This is a genomic window from Pseudoalteromonas sp. BSi20311 (genome assembly GCF_000239875.1).
GTDB lineage: Bacteria > Pseudomonadota > Gammaproteobacteria > Enterobacterales > Alteromonadaceae > Pseudoalteromonas.
The window spans coordinates 15,275-35,380 of record NZ_BADU01000140.1 but is presented as its reverse complement, the minus strand read 5'-3'; the positions used below and the strand labels follow the sequence as shown (position 1 = coordinate 35,380).

The window sequence follows — 20,106 nt, the reverse complement described above, 5'->3', positions numbered from 1 at the left end:
ACACAATGTGGCTTTTTTAACTTATTTTATCGAGTGACTTTTACTTTAAGCGTTTGGCTACATCAGCTACACGTTCGCCGTATAAACGAGCCGTTTCTAAATCGCCTGATGGAATTGCAGATTCATCTGCATCAGTAGGTGATTGCACTAATACGCCAACTGAACCGCCTAAGTTATTGATGTCTTGACGAGTTGATTCCAGTTTATTGGCCGGTGGTAACCCTAGGCTTACCCAAATTCCACCATGTTGCGAAGCCAATGTTTGCATACTAATTAGAGTGACTTGTTTATCGCCATTTAGGCTGCCGCTATTGGTAAAACCGCCAAATACTTTGTCTTTCCACCCCATGGTAAACCATACCTTAGAGGTAGCATCAACAAACTTTTTAAACTGCCAAGGATATGAGCCCATATAGGTAGGTGCACCAAAAATAATGGCGTCTGCATTGTTTAATGCATCCCAATCGGTGTCTTGTATATCGCCATTTTCATCAATAGCAATAAGTTGAGCGTTTGCTCCATCAGCTACAAATTCAGCCACTTTTTTGGTATGGCCATATCCCGAAAAATAAATAACCGCTACTTTACTCATGAACCTTCCTTTTGTTGTGATTTAATAAACACGCTTTAAATATAGTATGGCCGCTAAAGTTAAAATCAACTAAGCAGCGTGTTTAATTAAATTAGCTTGCGTGGCATTAAATTAAAAGGTACTCACTGCAATTTCTAAATTACTCACCGCACAGCCATACTGCGCAGCACTAATACGATCATATGCCGACTCAGGCGTGGTAGATAGGCTAATAATAAACTCACCTTGCTGACCAACAGCCGTTTGTTCTTGGCTAAGGCACATGGCTTGCGTTAAAGAGCGTAATTTTGCATCCGTTAAAATACTGCCAAAACGCTGAACTGGTAAAGGCGGTATTTTAATTGCTGGTAATGCTTGGCTAATACTGCGCTGACTTAAGGTAAAATCGTTATTTTTAATATCAATCACACTGCCCACAGGCCAATAAGAGTAACTATAGGTTTTAGTTTTAGCCTGAGCTTGCCCTGTTGATTTAACCATCACTACACCATTTTTGCCAATTACAGTCATTAAATTGCCAGCTTTAGATTTAATCACCACTAGAGCGGTGGTTTCGTCTACACCAAAACCGAATGTCGGCTGATCTTGGTTTGCGTTTAAGTCGTCTAGCAAAGTAGCTAATCTTAATGTGCGATTACGCTCGCTAAAATGTGTATCCAATACACCGTAACTAAACGTGCCTAAACCACCAAAACGGTTGTAAGTTAAACTATCGCTGTTTGCACGCTCACTTGGGGCATCAATGGCTTGTGCGCCTTCTTTTAATGCCGACAAGCTGGTGCCATTAGTGATCATCACCACATTCTCGGCGTTGCCTTGCCCGCCACTTTGCACCGCGGTGCCTGCACTTGTGCCTACAACAACAGGGCGAGACTGTAATGCGTTTGTCCATGGGTAAGGCTGATTATTTTCATCAAATAATACTTTTCGAGTTAGGCTTTGATCGCCACCATTAAACATTACACCGGTACTGTTTTTGATTAGCTCGACTAAAGCGTCGGTGCCTATTTTACACAGTTCATATTCTGCTTGTGTGCGATCAGGGTAAATATGTTCGCGTTGATATAGCCCCATTTCGGAGTGCCTAAGCGCGGTTAAATCATCACACTTGTTGGTGGTTATTGCTTTAGCAAGCGCAGGGGTTAATGCAAGCCATTGCGAATTTACATTAGGGAAGCTTAGTAATCCTTCGTAAAAATCAGCAGATTCATAAGGGTCTCTGCTTGAGGCGGTAATGGCTAGCATACTCGGGTTGGAGTTATTAACTTTTAAACTACCTGATATAAACTGCAAAATCTCTGTCGCTGCCGATTCGCTATTAAGCGCAGTATTTACCTGCTCTTTTAGCCGCGTGTTGTCGCTTTTTATTTGAGCTACTTCAAGCATATCTATTACAAAATTGTATTCTTGATCCGATAAACTATTGAGCTGTTTGCTATCAACATCGCGCCACAACCATAACAGTTCTTTTTTCGATAATTTGGGCGATGATTTAGCCTGCATTGTTGCTAAATTTTTAATAGTGTTATTTTTAGCTTGGCTATTTTTACTGGGCCATTGTTGCTTTATTTGGCTAATTTTAGCCTGAGAGAGCGTAAATACATTATGCGTTTTACCCGAGATCTGAGTATTTTTTTCACAGTTTTTAGGGCTTAAACTGGCACATGTTGTGAGAGCTCCCCCCACTAAAACAAGCGTTTGATTAGACTCTTTTGCGCTTAACTGTAGCGAAAAACCAATTAAAATTGATAAAAAAGCGGTTATTATTCGCGATTTAACTAACCGCTTGTTTGGTAAATATATTCGTTCCATTATGTTACACTCATGTAAAAAATTATAAGAAATAACTTGCGAGAGCGTCTCTCACTTGCTATAAAAAAAAGGAACTTTAAAACGCGAGTAAGCTAGCACCCATCTGCTAGCTTTGTCAAAAACCTTTTTGGAACGAGAATTATGTTTAAAAAAGCAACATTGCTTACAACATATTTCTACTCACCACACTACCTTTCGGAGTGGTTTGACGAGTAGCCCACCACCTCACTAATTTCTGTGAGGGGCTCAGCGTGTCATTTCACCATTGCCCTGTCTAAAAACCATAATAATTAAAGCCTTAAGAAATATTAAACCTATTTCTGCGCGCTTAAAAAAGACAAAAGGTACTACAATGTTTCGTCAACTAACTATTGCGGCCACAGTAAGCGCTTTACTGAGCCCTGTCACTTGTGTGTATGCACAAGAAACTCAAACTGATACCAACATTGAACGAGTAGAAGTAACAGGATCACGTTTAAAAGGCGTTGATCTGGAAGGCACTATTCCACTAACCGTGCTAGACCAAGATGCAATTAAACGCTCCGGCGCTAATACTATTCATGAATTACTCAAAGATTTATCTGTATTTAAAGGTGGAAGTGGCACATTTTCAACCTCTGAAAGTGGCGGTACATCTACCTCTACACCTGCAGGTCAATCAGCAGCGAGTTTAAGAGGCATGGGGCCTTCAGCAACGCTGACATTAATAAATGGGCGAAGAGTTGCGCCTAGTTCATTTGCTGCAGGTACTGAAAACTTTGTAGATGTGAATTCTATTCCTCTAGCGGCCATTGAACGTATTGATATTTTAGCCACCGGTGCATCAGCCGTTTATGGTGCCGATGCTGTAGCGGGTGTTATTAACTACATTTTAAAAGATGATTTTGAAGGGGCTGAAATCAATACTTCGTTTGCCGATAGCTTTGATCAGCATGACGAAAGTAAAAAGCAGCTAAACTTAGTGTATGGTACAAAAATAGGCGAGAGTAACTTAACGGTATTTGCTGATATATATGACCGTAACGCTTTTAAAGCGACCGATCGTGATTATACCGCCTCACCTTCATTAGTTAATGGTTACTCATATTTACCTAAGCTGGAGAACTCACCGAATATTTATTATTTCAGCAGCCGAGACGGTAACGAACTTCCATCACCAAACTGTAAAACCGAATTAGTGACTACTGAATTTGGTGAACAAATTTGTGCTTACTACCCTAATCAAGATGACTACCTAGATACCCCATTTGAGAGCCTTTCAACCGGCTTTATGTTTAATAGTGAGCTCGGTGGTCTACAATGGCACACTGACTTTTTTTACAGCCAAACCAAGGCAAAAGCGTATTCATCGCCCTCACCTATTAACCAAATTAATGACGACGACGGCCCTTATATTTTAGAAGACGCCTTATTTATTTACGATAATGCCGATGGTAGTAATGATTTATTAGATCAACTCTACATTGATCCATTTGATACTCAAAGTGGCCGAGAAGTGTATGGTTTTGGTTTTGATGCCCGCTTTAATGCTCCAAGAACAGTGGAAGTAGAAACGAAAAACTTTCGCTTAGTAAGTAGTCTAAGTGGTGAAATTGGTGATTGGGGCTGGGAGTCTGGTGTTACTCTTTCTCGCTCACGTTCAGAGCAAGAAGCGATTGCAGGGGTATATAATCGTTACCAGTTTCATGGCGCGATCACTGGCGAGCTTTGTTCAGACGGTACATTGGCAAGTTTTGACGGTACTGACCTAAATTGTGCATCGGGAGAATTACTGCCTTTTTACAACCCTTTCCTTCAAGGCGACGCCGCTAATGATGCCGTTTTGGCAACAGCGCAAGCTCGCCCAACACGCAGTGGAGAAAGTACTGTTTACGGCTGGGATGCTAACTTTAATGGTGAACTATTTACCTTTAACGACCTACCAGCCTATGCCTCATTTGGGGTAGAAGCACGACGTGAAGAGCTAAGCGACATTCCTTCGCTTAATTCACAAGCTCAAGCAGGTAATGATTACCTTGTTGATGTATTTGGCTTTGGCTCTAGTTTATCAGAGGCCGATCGCACTCAATATGCAGCGTTTGCTGAATTAAGTATTTCACTGAGTGAGCAAGTAGAGCTACAAGCAGCGGGTCGATACGATCATTACGATGATTTTGGTGGCACCTTTAATCCTAAAATTGGTTTGAGCTATCGCCCGACTGATTCGTTAATTGTTCGTGGTTCATGGTCAACCTCGTTTAGGGCACCATCATTAACGCAGGCTGGTGTTAAATTAAGAACCACACAATCTACTTTTGACTGTGGTGCCAACCAAGCTGTAGCCGATTTATACTGTATGAGTGATGGCACACAAGTAAGTGTTAATTCGTTAGAGTTAGGTAACCCTAATTTAAATGCAGAAGAATCTGAAGCTATTAGTGTTGGTTTTGCATGGAGCCCATCGGCTAATACTAATTTAACCCTTGATTATTGGCAGTTTGATCATGAAGAAGTAATTGATACTAACATGACCGCAGTGTTAGATCGCGCCATAACCGATGCATCACTTCGTCACTGTGGCATTGTACCACCGGGCGAGCAAGGCATATCGTACGATGAAGCATTATGTGATGTCACCGACACCAGTGGTTTAAACATAGAGCAAGACGGAGCCAACTTAACTGAAATCTTAGCCAGCTACATCGATGAATTCAACCCACGTGATGACGAGCTATTCTTACCGCTGTTTCGCGATCATGCTATCCCACTTGAAAACACCGGTACTCAAACTTTAGCTGGCATAGACTTTAAGTTTGATCACCGCTTTAGGCTATCAGGTGGCGACTTAACCTTTGCGTTTGACGGCACTCATTACCTTGAGTTTGAACGTAATAAACCGGGGTCTGACTCGTTAGAGAAGTTGGTAGGAACTTATCGTTACCCTGAAAACATTGCTCGTATGTCAATAGATTGGGAAGCGCAAAGTTACTACCTTAACTTAGGTGCAAACTACACCAGCAGCTACGAAGATGATATAGAAGGCCTGCGTGGGCGTGAAATTGATGAACTAGATTCACTTGGCGTATTAGACTCAAAAGGTGAGCATCAGGTTGACGATTGGCTCGTTTGGGATTTATCAGCAGGTTACTATGTTAATAAATCACTGACCTTACGCGCGCGCATCAATAATATTTTTGATAAACAGCCACCCACACTTTATGGTTCAAGCCGTGGCTTTGATTCAATTAATCATAATGCCCTAGGTGCTAATTATAAATTAAGTATTAGTTACCGCTTTTAACCACTTAGCCGCAAAGCAAACGCTTTGCGGTCTTCCTTTTATTACAGGTCATGGCTACAGTGACACTGCCTATTAAGTGCTAAAGTACATTTAAGCGTTTATTTACGCATCAACACAATGACCTTTTATTAAAGTGAAATTATGAAACAAAAACAATTTTCTATGCCAGATGCAAGCATCATTTTGCTTTGTGTGGCACTGGTTGCCTATATGGCCACGGTATTTATTACCCCTGGGGTATTTAATGTAGAGCCTGACAGCCATACTGTGCAGCTTTCACAATATCAAGCCGTTAACGACCAACAATCACCACCTGTTTTTGCACAAGGTGGCGACATTGGTTTAGCAAATGTATTGTTTGAAGGCTTTGTGTCGGGTGATAAATATGGTGCAGCTATTGGCGTAATGGCGTTTATTTTAATCACTGGCGGTGCCTTTGGCATTATTATGAAAACCGGCGCGATTAATAACGGCATTATGGCACTTATTAATAAAACCAAGCGGGTTGAATGGCTGTTTATTCCCTTACTGTTTTTACTATTTTCGTTAGGCGGCGCGGTATTTGGTATGGGCGAAGAAGCTATTGCTTTTTGTATTGTGCTGCTCCCTATTATGCAACAACTTGGCTACGACGCTAAAGTCACTGTACTTACAACTTACGTGGCTACGCAAATAGGCTTTGCCACCTCATGGATGAACCCTTTTAGTATTGCTATAGCGCAATCGATAGCTGAAATTCCAGTGTTTTCTGGTGCGGGCTTTCGTATGCTAGCGTGGGCTTGTTTTACGCTTGTAGGCCTTGTGTTTACTATGCGCTATGCAAAACGGATAAAAACACAATCCCAAAAAACGGGTGATCAGCCAACGATTAAACTTAGCCTAGCCGATGCACTCACATTATTAGTGTTTGTATTGGGCATAGCCTGGGTTGTATGGGGTGTGATGGCTCGCCAATATTATATTCCTGAGCTTGCGGCACAGTTTTTTTGTATTGGCCTTATCAGTGCAATAATTGCCATCGTGTTTAAAAAGCTAACCGCGAATGAGTGCGCGGATGCGTTTAAACACGGTGCACAAGAGTTATTGCCAGCGGCGTTATTGGTCGCACTGGCTAAAGGCATTGTATTACTATTAGGGGGTAGTGATTTAACCACTCCCTCAACCCTCAACACCCTGCTTTATTACTGTGCAAGCAGCATAGCCAGTGTGCCAGATTACATTGCAGCTTGGGGAATGCTGGTGTTTCAAAGTGTATTTAACTTTTTTGTTTCATCGGGTTCAGGCCAAGCTGCCATCACTATGCCGCTGATGTCTCCACTTGGCGATTTGCTCAATGTATCAAGGCAAATTGTAGTATTGGCCTTTCAATTAGGCGATGGATTAACCAACATTTTAATTCCCACCTCAGCTAGTTTAATTGGTTGCTTAGGTGTGGTGAAATTAGATTGGGGAGAGTGGGCTGCGTTTATTTGGCGTTTTGCCCTAGCACTTTTTGTATTAGCAAGCGGCTTTATATTTCTTGCTTACTTTATTAATTATCAATAAAAAGAATTTGTTATGTTAACTTTAATACAAGGTGCAAACGTTTATGCACCCACCTTCCTAGGCACACAAGATGTTTTAATTGGCGGTGGTAAAATCATTGCTATTGACGAAAATATAACTCTCGACAGCAGTGTACTCGTCAAACGGATTGTCGGTAAAAATAAGCTGGTTGCGCCGGGGTTTGTTGATTCGTTAGTGCATATTACCGGTGGCGGTGGCGAGGCTGGATTTGCCAGCCGCACCCCTGAAATGAACCTAACCGATGCAACCTTGTCGGGCACCACCACGGTGGTGGCCGCACTGGGTACCGATTCAAGCTCACGTACGCTGACCAATTTGGTTGCCAAAGCAAAAGCGTTAAAAGAGCAAGGGCTGAATGTATTTTGCCATACTGGTTCGTATCATTTGCCAGCTAAAACACTCAGCCACTCAATCACTGACGACATTATGTATATAGAGGAGTTTATAGGTGTTGGCGAAGTGGCAATTTCTGATCATCGCAGTAGCCAACCTACGGTACAGCAATTAGCAGAATTGGCAGCCGAGGCTAAAGTAGCCGGTATGCTCAGTGGTAAAAAAGGCACGGTGAGTATTCATGTAGGCCCAGTTGATAGCCATTTAACTATTTTGCATCAGGTGGCTCAGCAAAGTGATATTAAGCTTAAACAGTTTTATCCTACACATATGAACCGAAATAAAGCACTTCTTGATGCCGGTATTCACTTTTGTGATCAAGGCGGTACTATCGACTTTACCACCAGCACTACCGATTACGATTTAGCCCACGGTGAGTTCGCAGCAGCCCATGCCCTTGCCTACTGCTTAGAACAAGGTGTAGCAGCAAATCAACTCACTATGAGCTCAGATGGCCATGCTAGTTTACCTATTTTTGATAAAGACTTTAACTTATTAGGGCTTGAGGTAGGCAAAGAGTCCTCTTTATTAACCTCGTTTCAGCAAGCAGTTAAGCAATATAACGTCCCTATTGAGCACGCTTTAATGAGCATAACCAGTAACCCTGCCGATATTTTAGGAGTTGATAAAGGCCGCCTTAAAACAGCGAGCGACGCGGATGTTGTGCTTCTCGATAAAGAGACCTTAACCCCTGAGTATGTATGGGCTAACGGCACATTAATGGTGCAAAACCGCCACGCGGTTATAAAAGGATTGTTCGAGTAACACGCAATGCTGCTGAGAATGCTCAGCAGCATAAAATGCTAAATACGGAGTTATTCTAAGTGCCCACTTTCATAAATTGGGGTTACCCAATATTTTAACGGCGTGTACTTACAAACAGGGCTTAGCGCCGTTTTTACTATGGCAAGTTCAGATAATAAAATATGCACCTCAAATTGATAAAAACTGCGATGCCCTTCTACTTGCTCGGCAATATCAAACTCGCTGTGCTCTTTGCTATAGCCTTGAATTTTTTTTAAGTTAAAGCCGGTAATGCAGTCTATGCCTATTAATATATCAACCACGTCATCTTTTATGTTTGTAGGTGCATTTAGGGTAAAAAGTAACTGTTCAGCCATGTTTTTTCTCCAACCAACCATAAAAGATAGGTAATAAATAAAGTGTTGTAATAGTGGAGGTAATTAACCCACCAATAACTACGATAGCTAATGGCCTTTGTATTTCAGCCCCTGGCCCTGTTGCAAACACCAGCGGCAATAAACCAAACATGGCAGTTGTCGCGGTCATTAATACAGGGCGTAGCCGCCTACTTGCACCATCTAAAATACACTGTGTTACATTTGCAGCAAACATTTTAGTTTGTTCAAAATAGCTGATCATCACAATACCATTGAGTACGGCTACCCCCAATAGGGCAACAAACCCTACCGATGCAGGCACCGATAAATATTCATTACTAATATACAAAGCAATCACCCCGCCCATCAGCGCAAACGGGATATTGGCAATAATCAGCATTGATTTAGATAGCGATTTAAAGGTAGTAAATAAAATAATAAATATTAATATTAACGCCACAGGAATGAGTACTAATAAATTTTGCGTTGCGCGTTGCTGACTTTCAAACTCGCCACCAAAAGATAAAGTAAACCCACTGGGTAACTTTATGTTGCTGCTAATTTTAGCTTCAAGTTCATTCACATAACTCACCACATCGCGGTTATCTACGTTGACGCTAACTGAAGCAAAGCGCTTAGCTTTTTCGCGCTCTATTAGTAATGGTCCTGTTTTAAAGCCAATGCTAGCAATATCTTCAAGCGGCATTAGGCTGTTATCTGGCATTAAAATAAGACTGTTTTTGAGCGCTTGAATAGAAGATAAATCCACTAATTGGTTTTTAGCTGTAGCACCATTAAATACAATCGGAATAACGCGATTGCCCTCTTGCAACGTAGATACCTGTAATCCCTCAAGCTGAGACTTTAGATACTCACTTAATGTTTGCGTTGTTAAACCAAATTGGCTCGCAACTTCAGCGTTGAGCTTAATATTAACGTATTTGCCCCCTTCAATAAGCGCCATTTGCACATCACTTGCGCCGTCAATATTGGTGGCAAGCGCAGTGATTTTTTCTGCAAGCGATGACAAGGTCGCAATGTCGTTACCAAACACTTTAATTGAAATATCGCCAGTGCCACCGGTGAGCATTTCTGATACACGCATTTGAATAGGTTGAGTAAAACCAATATTAACGCCTGGGAATTGCGCAAGCGTTTGGCGGATATGATCTATTAGTTGTGCTTTAGTAGCAAAGCGCCACTGCTCCTTTGGTGCCAGCTCCATAAACACATCGGTTTCGTTCAGTCCCATCGGATCAAGCCCCAGTTCATCGGAGCCGGTACGTGCGACAATTTGTACGATTTCTGGGGTGTTTTTTAACAGCGTGGCTTCAATTTGCTTGTCTATATCAAGGGAGGCCTGCAATGAAATGCTGGGGGATTTTTCAAGCTGAACAATAATGTCACCTTCATCTAGCACAGGCATAAAGCTTTTACCAAGTCCTTGAAATAATACGCCACTGAGGATCAGTACCATTATTGAAGTAACACTTATTAGCATTGGCTTTTTAATCGCCTTAGCAAGTGTTTTACTATAAAAGCCTTGTAACAAAGTCACCATTTTAGGCTGTTTTACGGGCTCATTTTTCAACAATAGCGAGGCTAAAATAGGAATAACTGTAAGCGATAACAATAGCGCACTTAACATAGCAAATACGATGGTGAGCGCTACAGGGGTAAATAATTTACCTTCAAGCCCGGTGAGCATTAACAGGGGTGAAAATACAATTATAATAATGATAGTGCCTGAAAAAACCGGTGCAGCAACCTCTTTACAGGCACGATAAATAACATGCAGCCTAGGTAAATGTTGATTATTAGCCAGCCGGTTTAAAATATTTTCAACAATAACAACCGATGAATCCACCAGCATACCAATTGCTATCACTAAGCCCCCTAAGCTCATTAGATTGGCTGATAAGTTAAACTGTTTCATCATAATAAAAGTTAACAACGCCGACATAGGTAACGATAACGACACTACCAAAGAGGAGCGAATATCCCCTAAAAACAACGCCAATAATACAATCACTAAAATAATAGCTTGGCCCAACGCGCTGGTAATGGTGCTAATTGCAGTGTTGATAAGGTTTGAGCGGTCGTAAAACACATTAATGCTGGTACCCTGCGGCAATGAGGCTTCGATTTGGCGCAGCTTACTTTTTACCTCTGCGACCACTTGCGCTGTGTTGCTGTTTTTAAGCGCAATAATTAACCCTTGCACAGCCTCTTCGCTATTTTTAGTCACTGCTCCATAACGAGTTAAACTTCCTACATCAACATGGGCGACATCGCTTAAGCGGATCACCTTATTTTGGGTTGATTTAATTACTGTATTTTTGATGGCCTCTAAATCGCTATATTTACCCTCAGTACGTAAAATTAATGTATCGTTGCCTTTTGCTAAGCGCCCTATGCCACCATTCTGATTGGTTTGCTCTATCGCCTCTCGCAGTTGTAAAAAGCTAACTTGATGCTGCTGCATTAATAAGTTATCAGGGGCAATAGCAAACGTTTTTGCATACCCACCTAAACTATTTACATCGGCTACGCCACTCACGGTTCTTAGTAATGGGCGTATTTGCCAATCAAGTAACTCTCTTTTTTCAATCAGCGATAAATTAGGGCTTTCTATGGTAAACATAAACACTTCAGACAACGGCGTACTCATTGGTGCCATACCCCCACTAATATTGGCAGGTAAGCTAGGTAAAATATTTAACAGTCGCTCGTTTACCTGTTGGCGCGCCCAGTAAATGTCAGTACCTTGTTTAAAGTCAATGGTAATATCGGTAATAGAATACTTGGTGGTAGAGCGCAGCATTTGCTGAGCAGGAATGCCCAGTAGTTCGGTTTCAATAATGCGCGTTACTTGGGATTCAATTTCAAGGGCGTTCATACCCGGTAATTTATAAACAATTTTTACTTGGGTAGGCGATATTTCAGGAAATGCATCCACCGGAATACTCAACCACGAGCGAGCCCCTATAACCATAGCAATAATGGCAAAAATACTAACAAACAATCGCTGCGTTAGTGAAAACTTAATAAGCAGGTTCAACATTTATTCTCTCCCTAAATGCAACAGCATTCCCTGCAATGCACTTACTGAGCTAATTAATACTTGTCGGTTATTTAAGGGGATATTGGCGCTAAAAATAAAATCTTGATTACGTGAACCAATTAACTGTACAGGCACAAACTCAAGATGTTCGTCAGCTTTAATGGCAATATAATTGGTATTTTCAAACTCAAATAGTGCCGATTTGGCAACGCTGTAACCCGTTATTTTTTTAACCGGAACCGCTTTAATACTCTGCCCTATAGTTAAGTTACATTGTGCAGAGCTTGGTGATGCCCAAATAGTTTGATGGTACTTATTAGCAATACTGTCTACGCTTTTAATATTGAGTTGGCACTGATCAGAAACCCTGAAATAAGACACTCCTTTGCCCAAACTAATAGGAACAGTAAACTTAACCTCAATACTATTAGGGTCGAGGATGTCGAATACTCGTTCACCTAACATGCGATTTGCCGCTTGAGTAGGAAATTGCAATATCCCTGCTTTTGGGCTGATCAAACTTACGTTTTCTTGTTCATCAATCTGCAGGTAGCGCATTTGGTGATTTAAATGTTCAAAACTTAGTTTGGCTGCATAGTAGCTTTGCGTAATAGTGACCCACTCAGAGCTTCTAATAATTTTATTTTTCAGGTGCACCTTGTTTATATCATAATGGCTCTTAGCGACATTAAGCATGTCTTTTGCTGATTGGTAAGTGTCTAAAAAGTGCTGGACGTCACTACCTTGAATGGTTGCCACAATAGCGCCTTTTTTTACATGGCTCCCATTAGCGTATAAATAATTAATTTGCGCGACATCAAATGCAAACAATACCGTGTAATTAACACCCGGCTTATAACTTACTTGCCCCATTACACTTTGAGCATCAATAAAGTCAGTAGCATGAGTGGTGGCAAACTGAGTATCAAACCCGCTTAACTCGCTAATCGGAATGGGAGCAAGCGTTTGCGCGGCTAACACACGGTTAATAGCTAAATAAGCCAGCACGGCGATAAATAATAACGCTTTAAAGTAATGAACAAAATTACATCGTATTTTTGTATAATTTAACTGCATTTGGTTTGTTCGCATGTGATTAATTTTATAGAATAACCATGCCTTTTTTGTGGGGTTATCGCATCAGGCATACGCCTTAATATGCTTATAAACCCTGATTTTCGCAGTACAGTACATATGTCCATTGCAAACTTAACTTACTAATAGTAGAGAACTTAATGAGAGATAAAATAATCGCAGCAACGCTATTGGTGATCATGGTGTTAAATTTTTTTGACGTGATCATGGATTTAAAATTAGGGGTGCCGCAGTGGCATATTTTTACTGAGAGCTTAATTGTGATTATTTCTGGCTTGGGTGCTCTGTATTTAATTAAAGATATTAACGCGCGAACCAAAAAAATTATTAACCTTAAGCGCGAATTACACAGCTCTGTGACTCAGCTAAACAACATATCGCAGGAAATGAAAGACGCGCGCCATCAATACAGTGGTGTTATACAAACGCAGTTTTCTCAGTGGACACTCACTCGTAGCGAGCAGGAAGTAGCCATGCTATTACTCAAAGGGCTTAGCTTTAAAGAAATTAGCGCGCTTAGAAGCACTAAAGAAAAAACAGTACGCCAACAAGCTTCAGACATCTACAGTAAAGCGGATGTAGAGGGCAGACATGAGTTTGCTGCATGGTTTTTAGAAGACTTTATGCAACAAAGGCACTATCCGCATTCAAGCTCAGCCATTAACTAATGCAGAGACTATCGCATATACTTGCGCGCTATTTTGGTCAGCGTTAAGCTAACGCTTTATTTTCGTCATTATGGTCTATGTGCTCTATAGCCCGCAGAGATAATTCAACGTAAAGGTTTAATATGAATAACAGTAGTTACCCAATTGGTACGCCTGGTGAGAAGTGGAACAACCATAATAAAATCCAATGGCTTGCGGCACAAAAAATTAAGCGCAGTTATCAACAAGACGTCGTCACTTTAATTGATGAACTTAAAAGCACTCTAGAAGTACAGCAATACGGTGAGCTTAATTATGCCGCAGGTAGCTACCCTTTGTACGCGTTAAAAACTGTTAATTTTGATACAAACAAAGCCACTGTTTTAATTACTGGCGGCGTACATGGCTACGAGACCAGTGGTGTACATGGCGCTTTAAGATTCGCTAAAACACTGGCAAATCAGTATGCTGAGCACTTTAATATTGTAATTACCCCCTGTATTAGCCCATGGGGTTATGAAACAATTAATCGTTGGAACCCAGACGCGGTCGACCCTAATCGCTCTTTTTATGAAAGCAGCCCAGCACAAGAGTCAGCGGCAGTAATGAACTATGTGCAATCGTTAAACACGCGTTTAATCGCGCATATCGATTTACATGAAACAACAGATTCTGATAACAGTGAATTTAGACCTGCACTTGCGGCTCGTGAAGGCAAAGTAAACACCAACTGGAACATTCCTGATGGCTTTTATTTAGTGGCTGATAGCAACAAACCTGAGCCCGATTTTCAAAAAGCAATTATTGAACATGTTGAAAAAGTAACGCATATTGCACCTAGCGATGAAAATCAGCAATTAATTGGTGTACCACAAGCGCAATTTGGGGTAATTAATTACGCGGCCCGTGATTTAGGCTTATGTATGGGATTTTCTGAAGCTGCGTATGTCACCACCACCGAGGTGTATCCCGACAGTGCAACGGCTAACCCTGAAGAGTGCATATTAGCGCAAGTTGCTGCAATTTCTGGTGCCTTAGACTACATTATTAATAAGTGATCGGTACACTGGATAATAAATAAAAGGAGCGGCTATTGAAATTTGAAAATAACTACGGCAGTTATAGCTTGCGCGTTGAGGGTAATATAGTTATTGGGCAGTTTAAAGGTAACTTAAACCCTGAGTTATTAAACCATTTTAAAGCCGCTCTATTAAATACCATTGAACCATTTAAGCATTTGCCTTGGGGTTATATTAGCCACTCTCCCGAAGTGATCGCTGCTACCCCCGATGCTGAAAAAAACATGATAGATGTAAGCCAAACAATGGGGATTAATAACTGTTTGATCAGTGCGTTTGTCCTCACCTCGCCTATTGCTATAAGGCAATTACAGCGGATTATGCACAGCTCTGGCCGTGATGCTCATTTACAAGAATGCTTGTTTGATGATTTGCAAAGCGCCAAAAAATTTGTAATTAAGCAGCTAGCCCTAGCCGAGTCAGGTTGTTAACTGGCTAGGACTCATACTTTATTAATTTTTATAAAACTGGCTGTCTTTGGTAATAGTAATTGCAGGATCCTCTTGCGAAGTAATCACAAAACTCAGCTTGCTCACTTTGCGTGCTAAATCGTAGCCGTCTGCAGTCACCGTTACCGGCACACTTTTCATCAGCCCAGGCTCTACTAATATAGCATTTGGGCTTTGCAATGTAGCCCCCTCTAAACCGCTAATTGAAATTGAATAATGCAGCGGTTGCTGAGTTTTATTGATAATAGTAAGTGTGTAAGGATTTTCAACTAAGCCTTCGTAATTTACCCGATACAATGCGTTTCTATCTCTAAGCACCGAAGCTTCTATAGGGGTGCGTTGTAACATCCAAGCAAACATAGATAAAATTAATAGCGCAGTTAACGCCCCATAACCTACAAGTTTAAGCCTAAATGGATTAGTTTTTTGCCCTGCCATTTGCTTTTCACTGGCGTATTTAATTAAGCCTTTTTCGTAGCCAAACTTATCCATGGTGTCGTCACAAGCGTCAATACATAAACCACAGTTAATACATTCATATTGCAAGCCATTGCGAATATCAATCCCTGCAGGGCATACCTCCACACATAAGTTACAGTCTACGCAATCACCTAAATTAAGCGCTTTAGGTTCAGCTTTGCGTTTACGTGGGCCACGATTTTCACCCCGCTCACTATCGTAAGTAACCACCAGCGTATCTTTATCAAACATCACCGATTGAAAGCGCGAATACGGACACGCCACAGTACACATTTTTTCACGTAAAAAGCCCGCATTTCCATAAGTACAAAACGCAAATAAAAATACCCAAAAACTGGTGATCCCAGACCACTCTAAATTTAACATTTCGAGGTACAAGGTTTTAGCGGGGATAAAATACGCTAAAAATGAGGTCGCCGTAAGTACCGAAATAACCAGCCAAGCACTGTGCTTAGTGATTTTTTTTCGCCATTTGGTAATATCCCACGGGCTCTTATCAAGCTTAATACGCTGGTTACGCGTACCCTCTATACGTTGCTCAACCCAAGAAAACATTAACATCCAAATGGTTTGTGGGCAGGTATAACCACACCATACTCTGCCAAGCCAGTTGGTAACAAAAAATAGGGCAAACGCTCCCACCATAAACAGCATGGCTAAAATCATAAAGTCTTGAGGGAGCAAGGTAAGGCCAAAAATAGTAAATTTTTGGGTGGCCACATCCAATAGAACCGCTTGCTGGCCGTTATATTGAACCCACGGAATGGCAATAAAACTCAGCATTAACAACCAGCCTAAATTGCGACGTATACGTTGAAAAAAACCTTTTTGCTCGCGTATATAAATTGGCCCCTCTTCTTTATAGGGCTTTATGATCATGTCTTCTTCTTTAATATCAAACTTCATGCTACTTACTTCATAGTGACGGGTATTAAGCAAGCATTTGCAACTTTCAGACCACACTGAAATTTAACTCAAGGCATTGATATTAAATGATTTTAAAAATAAAACCGAACTATAATATCGCGACATTTAGCGACTATCGCGATATATCGCGAATTAACTGTTGCGGCGAAGCCCGAGTTTCTGCATTTTTGAGCGTAAGGTGCTCTCTGGTAAGCCCAACTTATTTGCCGCGCCTTGTTCACCTGCAATTTTCCAATTACACAATGCTAATACGCTGCTTATATGCTGTTTTTGTACTTCATCAAGTGTAAGCGTTGGGTTTATGGCGTTATCATCGCCCGCTTTAAGCGACTGACTTAACTGTAATGTAGGGTGTTTAGATAAAATAGCTTCTCGTTCGAGTACATTTTGTAGCTCTCTAATGTTACCTGGCCAGTCATAGGCTTGTAATTGTCTAATCGCTTTTTTACTTAACCCTTGTAACTGTTTACCTAAGCGCTTATTTATTTGCGCAATTAAGTTTTGACACAAGTACGGAATGTCTTCTTTTCGCTCTTTAAGTGCAGGCACATGAATGGGAAACACATTTAAACGGTAATATAAGTCCATTCTAAACTGCCCTGCTTGTACCATTTCCCACAAGTTACGGTTGGTTGCAGCAATGATGCGAATATCGACTTTTAGGGTTTGACTACCGCCAACACGTTCAAATTCACGCTCTTGTAATACCCGTAATAACTTACTTTGGGACTCTAATGGTAGCTCTGCAATTTCATCTAAAAATAAGGTGCCTTGGTCGGCAAGTTCAAAACGCCCTTTACGACGCTCGTTCGCCCCAGTAAAAGAGCCTCGTTCGTGTCCAAACAGCTCAGACTCTAATAAACTTGGAGTAAATGCCGCACAATTAACTTTTATAAACGCCTGCTCATTGCGCTTACTTAATCTATGTAAGTTACGTGCCACCAGCTCTTTGCCAGTACCATTTTCGCCAAGAATGAGTACGGTGCTATCGGTTTCACTCACTAACTGTATTTGATCTAACATGCGTTGAAATACATCACTGCGACCAACTAGCCCAGAATCTTGCCAATCCTCGTTAAGCTCGGCAATAAGGTAATCGTTCTCATCTTTTAACTGCTCGCTTAGATGCTTTACTTGAACTAACGCTTCGTGCAACTGGGTTTGCGTTTGCTGTTGTGCTGATATATCGCGAAATACTGCCACAGCACCAATAAGCTGGTTATTTTTATAAACGGGGGTGGAAGTGTACTCAACGGCAAAGGCACTGCCGTCTTTACGCCAAAATACTTCGTTTTTTACTTCGCGGCGTTTGCCATCAAACATAGTGCAATAAATTTGGCACTCATCGGCAGGGTAAGGAGTGCCATCGGCATGGCTATGATGATGATATTGATGTATTTTTTTGCCTAATAATTCATCGGCCGTCCATCCAGTCATTCGCTCTGCGGCTGGATTTACAAATACCGCATTACCGGACAAATCAAATCCGTATATACCCTCACCTACCGCATTGAGCAATAAGGTAGGATCGTTTAAAAAGTTTTTTATCATAATACGACCTCGCGAAATATCGCGAGTATTATGCCAATTTTATCCTGCTTTAGCACTTAATAATGGCTAAATAACGACTTAATATTTATTTTGGCTTCTAAACGCGCTGCAATTAAATATAAGCCAGCTAATTTGCGATGAATAAACAATGCGTCCAAAGGGGGAGTATGCCACTGCTGCGACTGGGCGCTTAACTGCAATCCGGCATCTTTGATATTGCCAGCAAGCTCACTGTATTTAAAATCAAACTCGCCATTATAGCGAAGTGGCTCGCAAGCCATTAAAAATAAATCAATCAATCTTTCTTTATAGTCATCTTTTAAAGCGTCTTTAAAATAGCCAATAGCAGTGGCAGCATTGAGCACCCCTGCACGATCATTATTACTGCCGGCCTTAAACAAGGCTAAATAGGCATCACTGAGGGTAGCTGTAATTTCTCGGGTGGCACCAAAATCAAATAACACAATTTTTTGTGACTCTGGTTGGTAATGAAAATTAGCAAAGTTGGGGTCGGTTTGAATTAACTTAAACTCAAACATTTCTTTAAAGAACAAATTAATTAGTTGCTCCGCAACATGACTTCGCTCAGCAGCGGATAGATCACAAATGCCTTCTATAGGTTTAGCATCAACATACTCCATTGTAAGCACCTGCGCAGTGCTGTGCTCTACATACACACTAGGCACTTTAAAGTGAGGGTTAGTCGATAACAGGTTTTTGTATCGTGCTAAATACTGTGATTCTAGGGTGTAATCAGCCTCAGCTAATAACTGCGCTTTCGCTTCTTCAACTAAGGGTTTTATATCCAATTCTTTAGGTAATAATCGCGATAAAGTAAGTAAAGTGATCACATTATCCACATCGCTTACCACACTTTTAGCAATACCTGGATATTGAATTTTAACGGCTAATTGATCACCATTTTCTATATAAGCTAAATGAACCTGCCCAATTGATGCAGCTGCAAACGGTCTTAGTTCAATATGAGAAAAACGCGATAACCAGTCATCCCCCCATTGCTCTTTTAGCACGCTCACTAATTGCTTATGTGGCATTGGGTTGGCATCGGCACGTAACAAAGACAGTAACTGCGCAAGCTCGGGAGTTAATAAGTCGCCAGCATCCATTGAAAGTAACTGCCCAAGCTTCATTGCCGCACCGCGAAGGTGCGATAGCTGAGTGGCTAAGTTTTCAATATTTTTCGGCTGGAGTAATAAGCTTTTATTATCCCAGCCTTTACCACTAAGCGCACTTTTGGCACCACCTACTAACATATTTGTGGCAACACCGGTGGCTAATGAGCCTAACTTTGCAAATCGTGAAAGTCGAGAGGTGGGAACGGATCGCTCATTAGCCATAATTAACCTAATCTATTAATAATAAGGCCAACTTATACGTTTTATTGCGCTTATTGGATCTAAATTATAACCGAGGCACTAGCTTAATAGCGCCTTCGACTACTTTTAAATCTAAGGGTAAATTACTTAACAATGCCATTTTAGGGTCGTTCATATTTAACTTATAAACAGGGTTAACCGCTAAAAAGGCATTCATAACTTCCATCGCCTCATTATCTAATAACCCTAAATTGCCTTTAAAACCCCCGGCATCAATACTTGAATCGAGTAACTTAACATTACGTAAAAATACGGCTTTTTTCTCGCTGTCATAAAAAGGGGTGCCCTGTATTTGTAGCTTTAAGCGCACAGGGTACTTTAATGCAAAGGCATTAATCTCGGCGCTCGAATCAGCACCTAATAAAACATAATCACTGTTGTCGGGGCCAATATTAACGCTTAAATCATTCACATCAAATTGGACTGGTAGCCCCATCAGGCTGACTTTTTCACTTAATTTAGGTAACTCTTTATTTAGTAATGACTCAACCTCTGAATTTGTAAATGAATAAACCGAAATACCCTGAGTGCTGTTACAGGCAGTTAAAAATAATAGTGAAATAAAAACAAAAATTTTCATGCAAAACCCTATTCATTAATCGTCTTGGCAGTAAGTAGCCATAATAAAAACCGCTTTAATAGCGGTTTTTTTA

15 protein-coding genes are annotated in these 20,106 nt (G+C 41.0%); 6 read left to right on the top strand and 9 right to left on the bottom strand.

Annotated elements, in window-relative coordinates; translation table 11 throughout:
* Nucleotides 1–40 precede the first annotated feature (40 nt).
* Together P20311_RS14245 and P20311_RS14240 are read right to left on the bottom strand one after the other, a co-directional pair.
* Entirely contained in the window at nucleotides 41–592 is a 552-nt protein-coding gene (locus tag P20311_RS14245; protein ID WP_008114103.1) for a flavodoxin family protein, read from the bottom strand.
* A 111-nt stretch (nucleotides 593–703) separates the two neighbouring features.
* Nucleotides 704–2,404 carry a cyanophycinase gene (locus P20311_RS14240; protein ID WP_008114102.1) on the bottom strand — a complete coding sequence of 567 codons (1,701 nt, stop codon included), beginning with the start codon at nucleotides 2,402–2,404 and terminating at the stop codon, nucleotides 704–706.
* A gap of 352 nt (nucleotides 2,405–2,756) precedes the next feature.
* On the opposite strand from P20311_RS14240, the gene P20311_RS14235 reads away from it, so the two are divergent.
* The 3 genes from P20311_RS14235 (at nucleotide 2,757) to iadA (ending at nucleotide 8,408) form a co-directional block, all read left to right on the top strand.
* Nucleotides 2,757–5,684 carry a TonB-dependent receptor domain-containing protein gene (locus P20311_RS14235; RefSeq protein ID WP_008114100.1) on the top strand — a complete coding sequence of 976 codons (2,928 nt, stop codon included), beginning with the start codon at nucleotides 2,757–2,759 and terminating at the stop codon, nucleotides 5,682–5,684.
* A gap of 141 nt (nucleotides 5,685–5,825) precedes the next feature.
* Nucleotides 5,826–7,229: a putative basic amino acid antiporter YfcC gene (gene yfcC / locus P20311_RS14230; RefSeq protein ID WP_008114098.1), complete on the top strand. Its 1,404-nt coding sequence runs from the start codon at nucleotides 5,826–5,828 to the stop codon at nucleotides 7,227–7,229.
* A 12-nt stretch (nucleotides 7,230–7,241) separates the two neighbouring features.
* A complete protein-coding gene (gene iadA, locus P20311_RS14225) occupies nucleotides 7,242–8,408 on the top strand; it encodes a beta-aspartyl-peptidase (RefSeq protein ID WP_008114096.1) in 1,167 nt (388 codons plus the stop codon).
* Between the two features lie 50 nt (nucleotides 8,409–8,458).
* On the opposite strand, the gene P20311_RS14220 is transcribed toward iadA, so the two are convergent.
* From P20311_RS14220 to P20311_RS14210, 3 genes are read right to left on the bottom strand one after another with little or no spacing between them, the layout of a single operon-like run.
* A complete protein-coding gene (locus P20311_RS14220) occupies nucleotides 8,459–8,764 on the bottom strand; it encodes a DUF3240 family protein (protein ID WP_008114094.1) in 306 nt (101 codons plus the stop codon).
* Entirely contained in the window at nucleotides 8,757–11,828 is a 3,072-nt protein-coding gene (locus tag P20311_RS14215; RefSeq protein ID WP_008114092.1) for an efflux RND transporter permease subunit, read from the bottom strand. Before P20311_RS14215 ends, P20311_RS14220 begins: the two co-directional genes overlap by 8 nt.
* Nucleotides 11,829–12,920 carry a hypothetical protein gene (locus P20311_RS14210; RefSeq protein ID WP_036985241.1) on the bottom strand — a complete coding sequence of 364 codons (1,092 nt, stop codon included), beginning with the start codon at nucleotides 12,918–12,920 and terminating at the stop codon, nucleotides 11,829–11,831.
* Between the two features lie 143 nt (nucleotides 12,921–13,063).
* Here P20311_RS14210 and P20311_RS14205 point away from each other — a divergent pair, with 143 nt between their 5' ends.
* From P20311_RS14205 to P20311_RS14195, 3 genes are all read left to right on the top strand, one after another.
* Nucleotides 13,064–13,591 (top strand): LuxR C-terminal-related transcriptional regulator, encoded by a 528-nt coding sequence (locus P20311_RS14205; protein ID WP_008114089.1) that lies wholly within the window; start codon nucleotides 13,064–13,066, stop codon nucleotides 13,589–13,591.
* A gap of 122 nt (nucleotides 13,592–13,713) precedes the next feature.
* Nucleotides 13,714–14,628 carry a M14 family metallocarboxypeptidase gene (locus P20311_RS14200; protein ID WP_008114087.1) on the top strand — a complete coding sequence of 305 codons (915 nt, stop codon included), beginning with the start codon at nucleotides 13,714–13,716 and terminating at the stop codon, nucleotides 14,626–14,628.
* A gap of 35 nt (nucleotides 14,629–14,663) precedes the next feature.
* Complete coding sequence (locus P20311_RS14195) at nucleotides 14,664–15,080, top strand: hypothetical protein (protein WP_008114086.1); 417 nt, start codon at nucleotides 14,664–14,666, stop codon at nucleotides 15,078–15,080.
* 21 nt (nucleotides 15,081–15,101) lie between these two features.
* Here P20311_RS14195 and ccoG read toward each other — a convergent pair whose 3' ends face one another.
* The 4 genes from ccoG to P20311_RS14175 all read right to left on the bottom strand — a co-directional run bounded on the left by ccoG (nucleotide 15,102) and on the right by P20311_RS14175 (nucleotide 20,033).
* Entirely contained in the window at nucleotides 15,102–16,484 is a 1,383-nt protein-coding gene (gene ccoG / locus P20311_RS14190; RefSeq protein ID WP_036985240.1) for a cytochrome c oxidase accessory protein CcoG, read from the bottom strand.
* A 153-nt stretch (nucleotides 16,485–16,637) separates the two neighbouring features.
* Nucleotides 16,638–18,056, bottom strand: a complete 1,419-nt coding sequence (locus P20311_RS14185; protein WP_008114084.1) for a sigma-54-dependent Fis family transcriptional regulator — start codon at nucleotides 18,054–18,056, stop codon at nucleotides 16,638–16,640.
* Between the two features lie 56 nt (nucleotides 18,057–18,112).
* The gene (locus tag P20311_RS14180; protein ID WP_008114083.1) at nucleotides 18,113–19,414 is read right to left on the bottom strand and encodes an AarF/ABC1/UbiB kinase family protein; all 1,302 of its coding nucleotides are present in this window, start codon (nucleotides 19,412–19,414) and stop codon (nucleotides 18,113–18,115) included.
* Between the two features lie 64 nt (nucleotides 19,415–19,478).
* Nucleotides 19,479–20,033, bottom strand: coding sequence for a DUF1439 domain-containing protein (locus P20311_RS14175; protein ID WP_008114082.1), 555 nt, complete (start codon nucleotides 20,031–20,033; stop codon nucleotides 19,479–19,481).
* Between the last annotated feature and the right edge of the window lie 73 nt (nucleotides 20,034–20,106).

Bases quoted from the DNA above. Each gene is read 5' to 3' on its own strand.
- P20311_RS14210 (WP_036985241.1), bottom strand. From the start codon at position 12,920: ATGCGAACAAACCAAATGCAGTTAAATTATACAAAAATACGATGTAAT.
- P20311_RS14205 (WP_008114089.1), top strand. From the start codon at position 13,064: ATGAGAGATAAAATAATCGCAGCAACGCTATTGGTGATCATGGTGTTA.
- P20311_RS14235 (WP_008114100.1), top strand. From the start codon at position 2,757: ATGTTTCGTCAACTAACTATTGCGGCCACAGTAAGCGCTTTACTGAGC.
- P20311_RS14200 (WP_008114087.1), top strand. From the start codon at position 13,714: ATGAATAACAGTAGTTACCCAATTGGTACGCCTGGTGAGAAGTGGAAC.
- P20311_RS14215 (WP_008114092.1), bottom strand. From the start codon at position 11,828: ATGTTGAACCTGCTTATTAAGTTTTCACTAACGCAGCGATTGTTTGTT.
- P20311_RS14180 (WP_008114083.1), bottom strand. From the start codon at position 19,414: ATGGCTAATGAGCGATCCGTTCCCACCTCTCGACTTTCACGATTTGCA.
- yfcC (WP_008114098.1), top strand. From the start codon at position 5,826: ATGAAACAAAAACAATTTTCTATGCCAGATGCAAGCATCATTTTGCTT.
- P20311_RS14240 (WP_008114102.1), bottom strand. From the start codon at position 2,404: ATGGAACGAATATATTTACCAAACAAGCGGTTAGTTAAATCGCGAATA.
- iadA (WP_008114096.1), top strand. From the start codon at position 7,242: ATGTTAACTTTAATACAAGGTGCAAACGTTTATGCACCCACCTTCCTA.
- P20311_RS14175 (WP_008114082.1), bottom strand. From the start codon at position 20,033: ATGAAAATTTTTGTTTTTATTTCACTATTATTTTTAACTGCCTGTAAC.
- P20311_RS14185 (WP_008114084.1), bottom strand. From the start codon at position 18,056: ATGATAAAAAACTTTTTAAACGATCCTACCTTATTGCTCAATGCGGTA.
- P20311_RS14220 (WP_008114094.1), bottom strand. From the start codon at position 8,764: ATGGCTGAACAGTTACTTTTTACCCTAAATGCACCTACAAACATAAAA.
- P20311_RS14245 (WP_008114103.1), bottom strand. From the start codon at position 592: ATGAGTAAAGTAGCGGTTATTTATTTTTCGGGATATGGCCATACCAAA.
- ccoG (WP_036985240.1), bottom strand. From the start codon at position 16,484: ATGAAGTTTGATATTAAAGAAGAAGACATGATCATAAAGCCCTATAAA.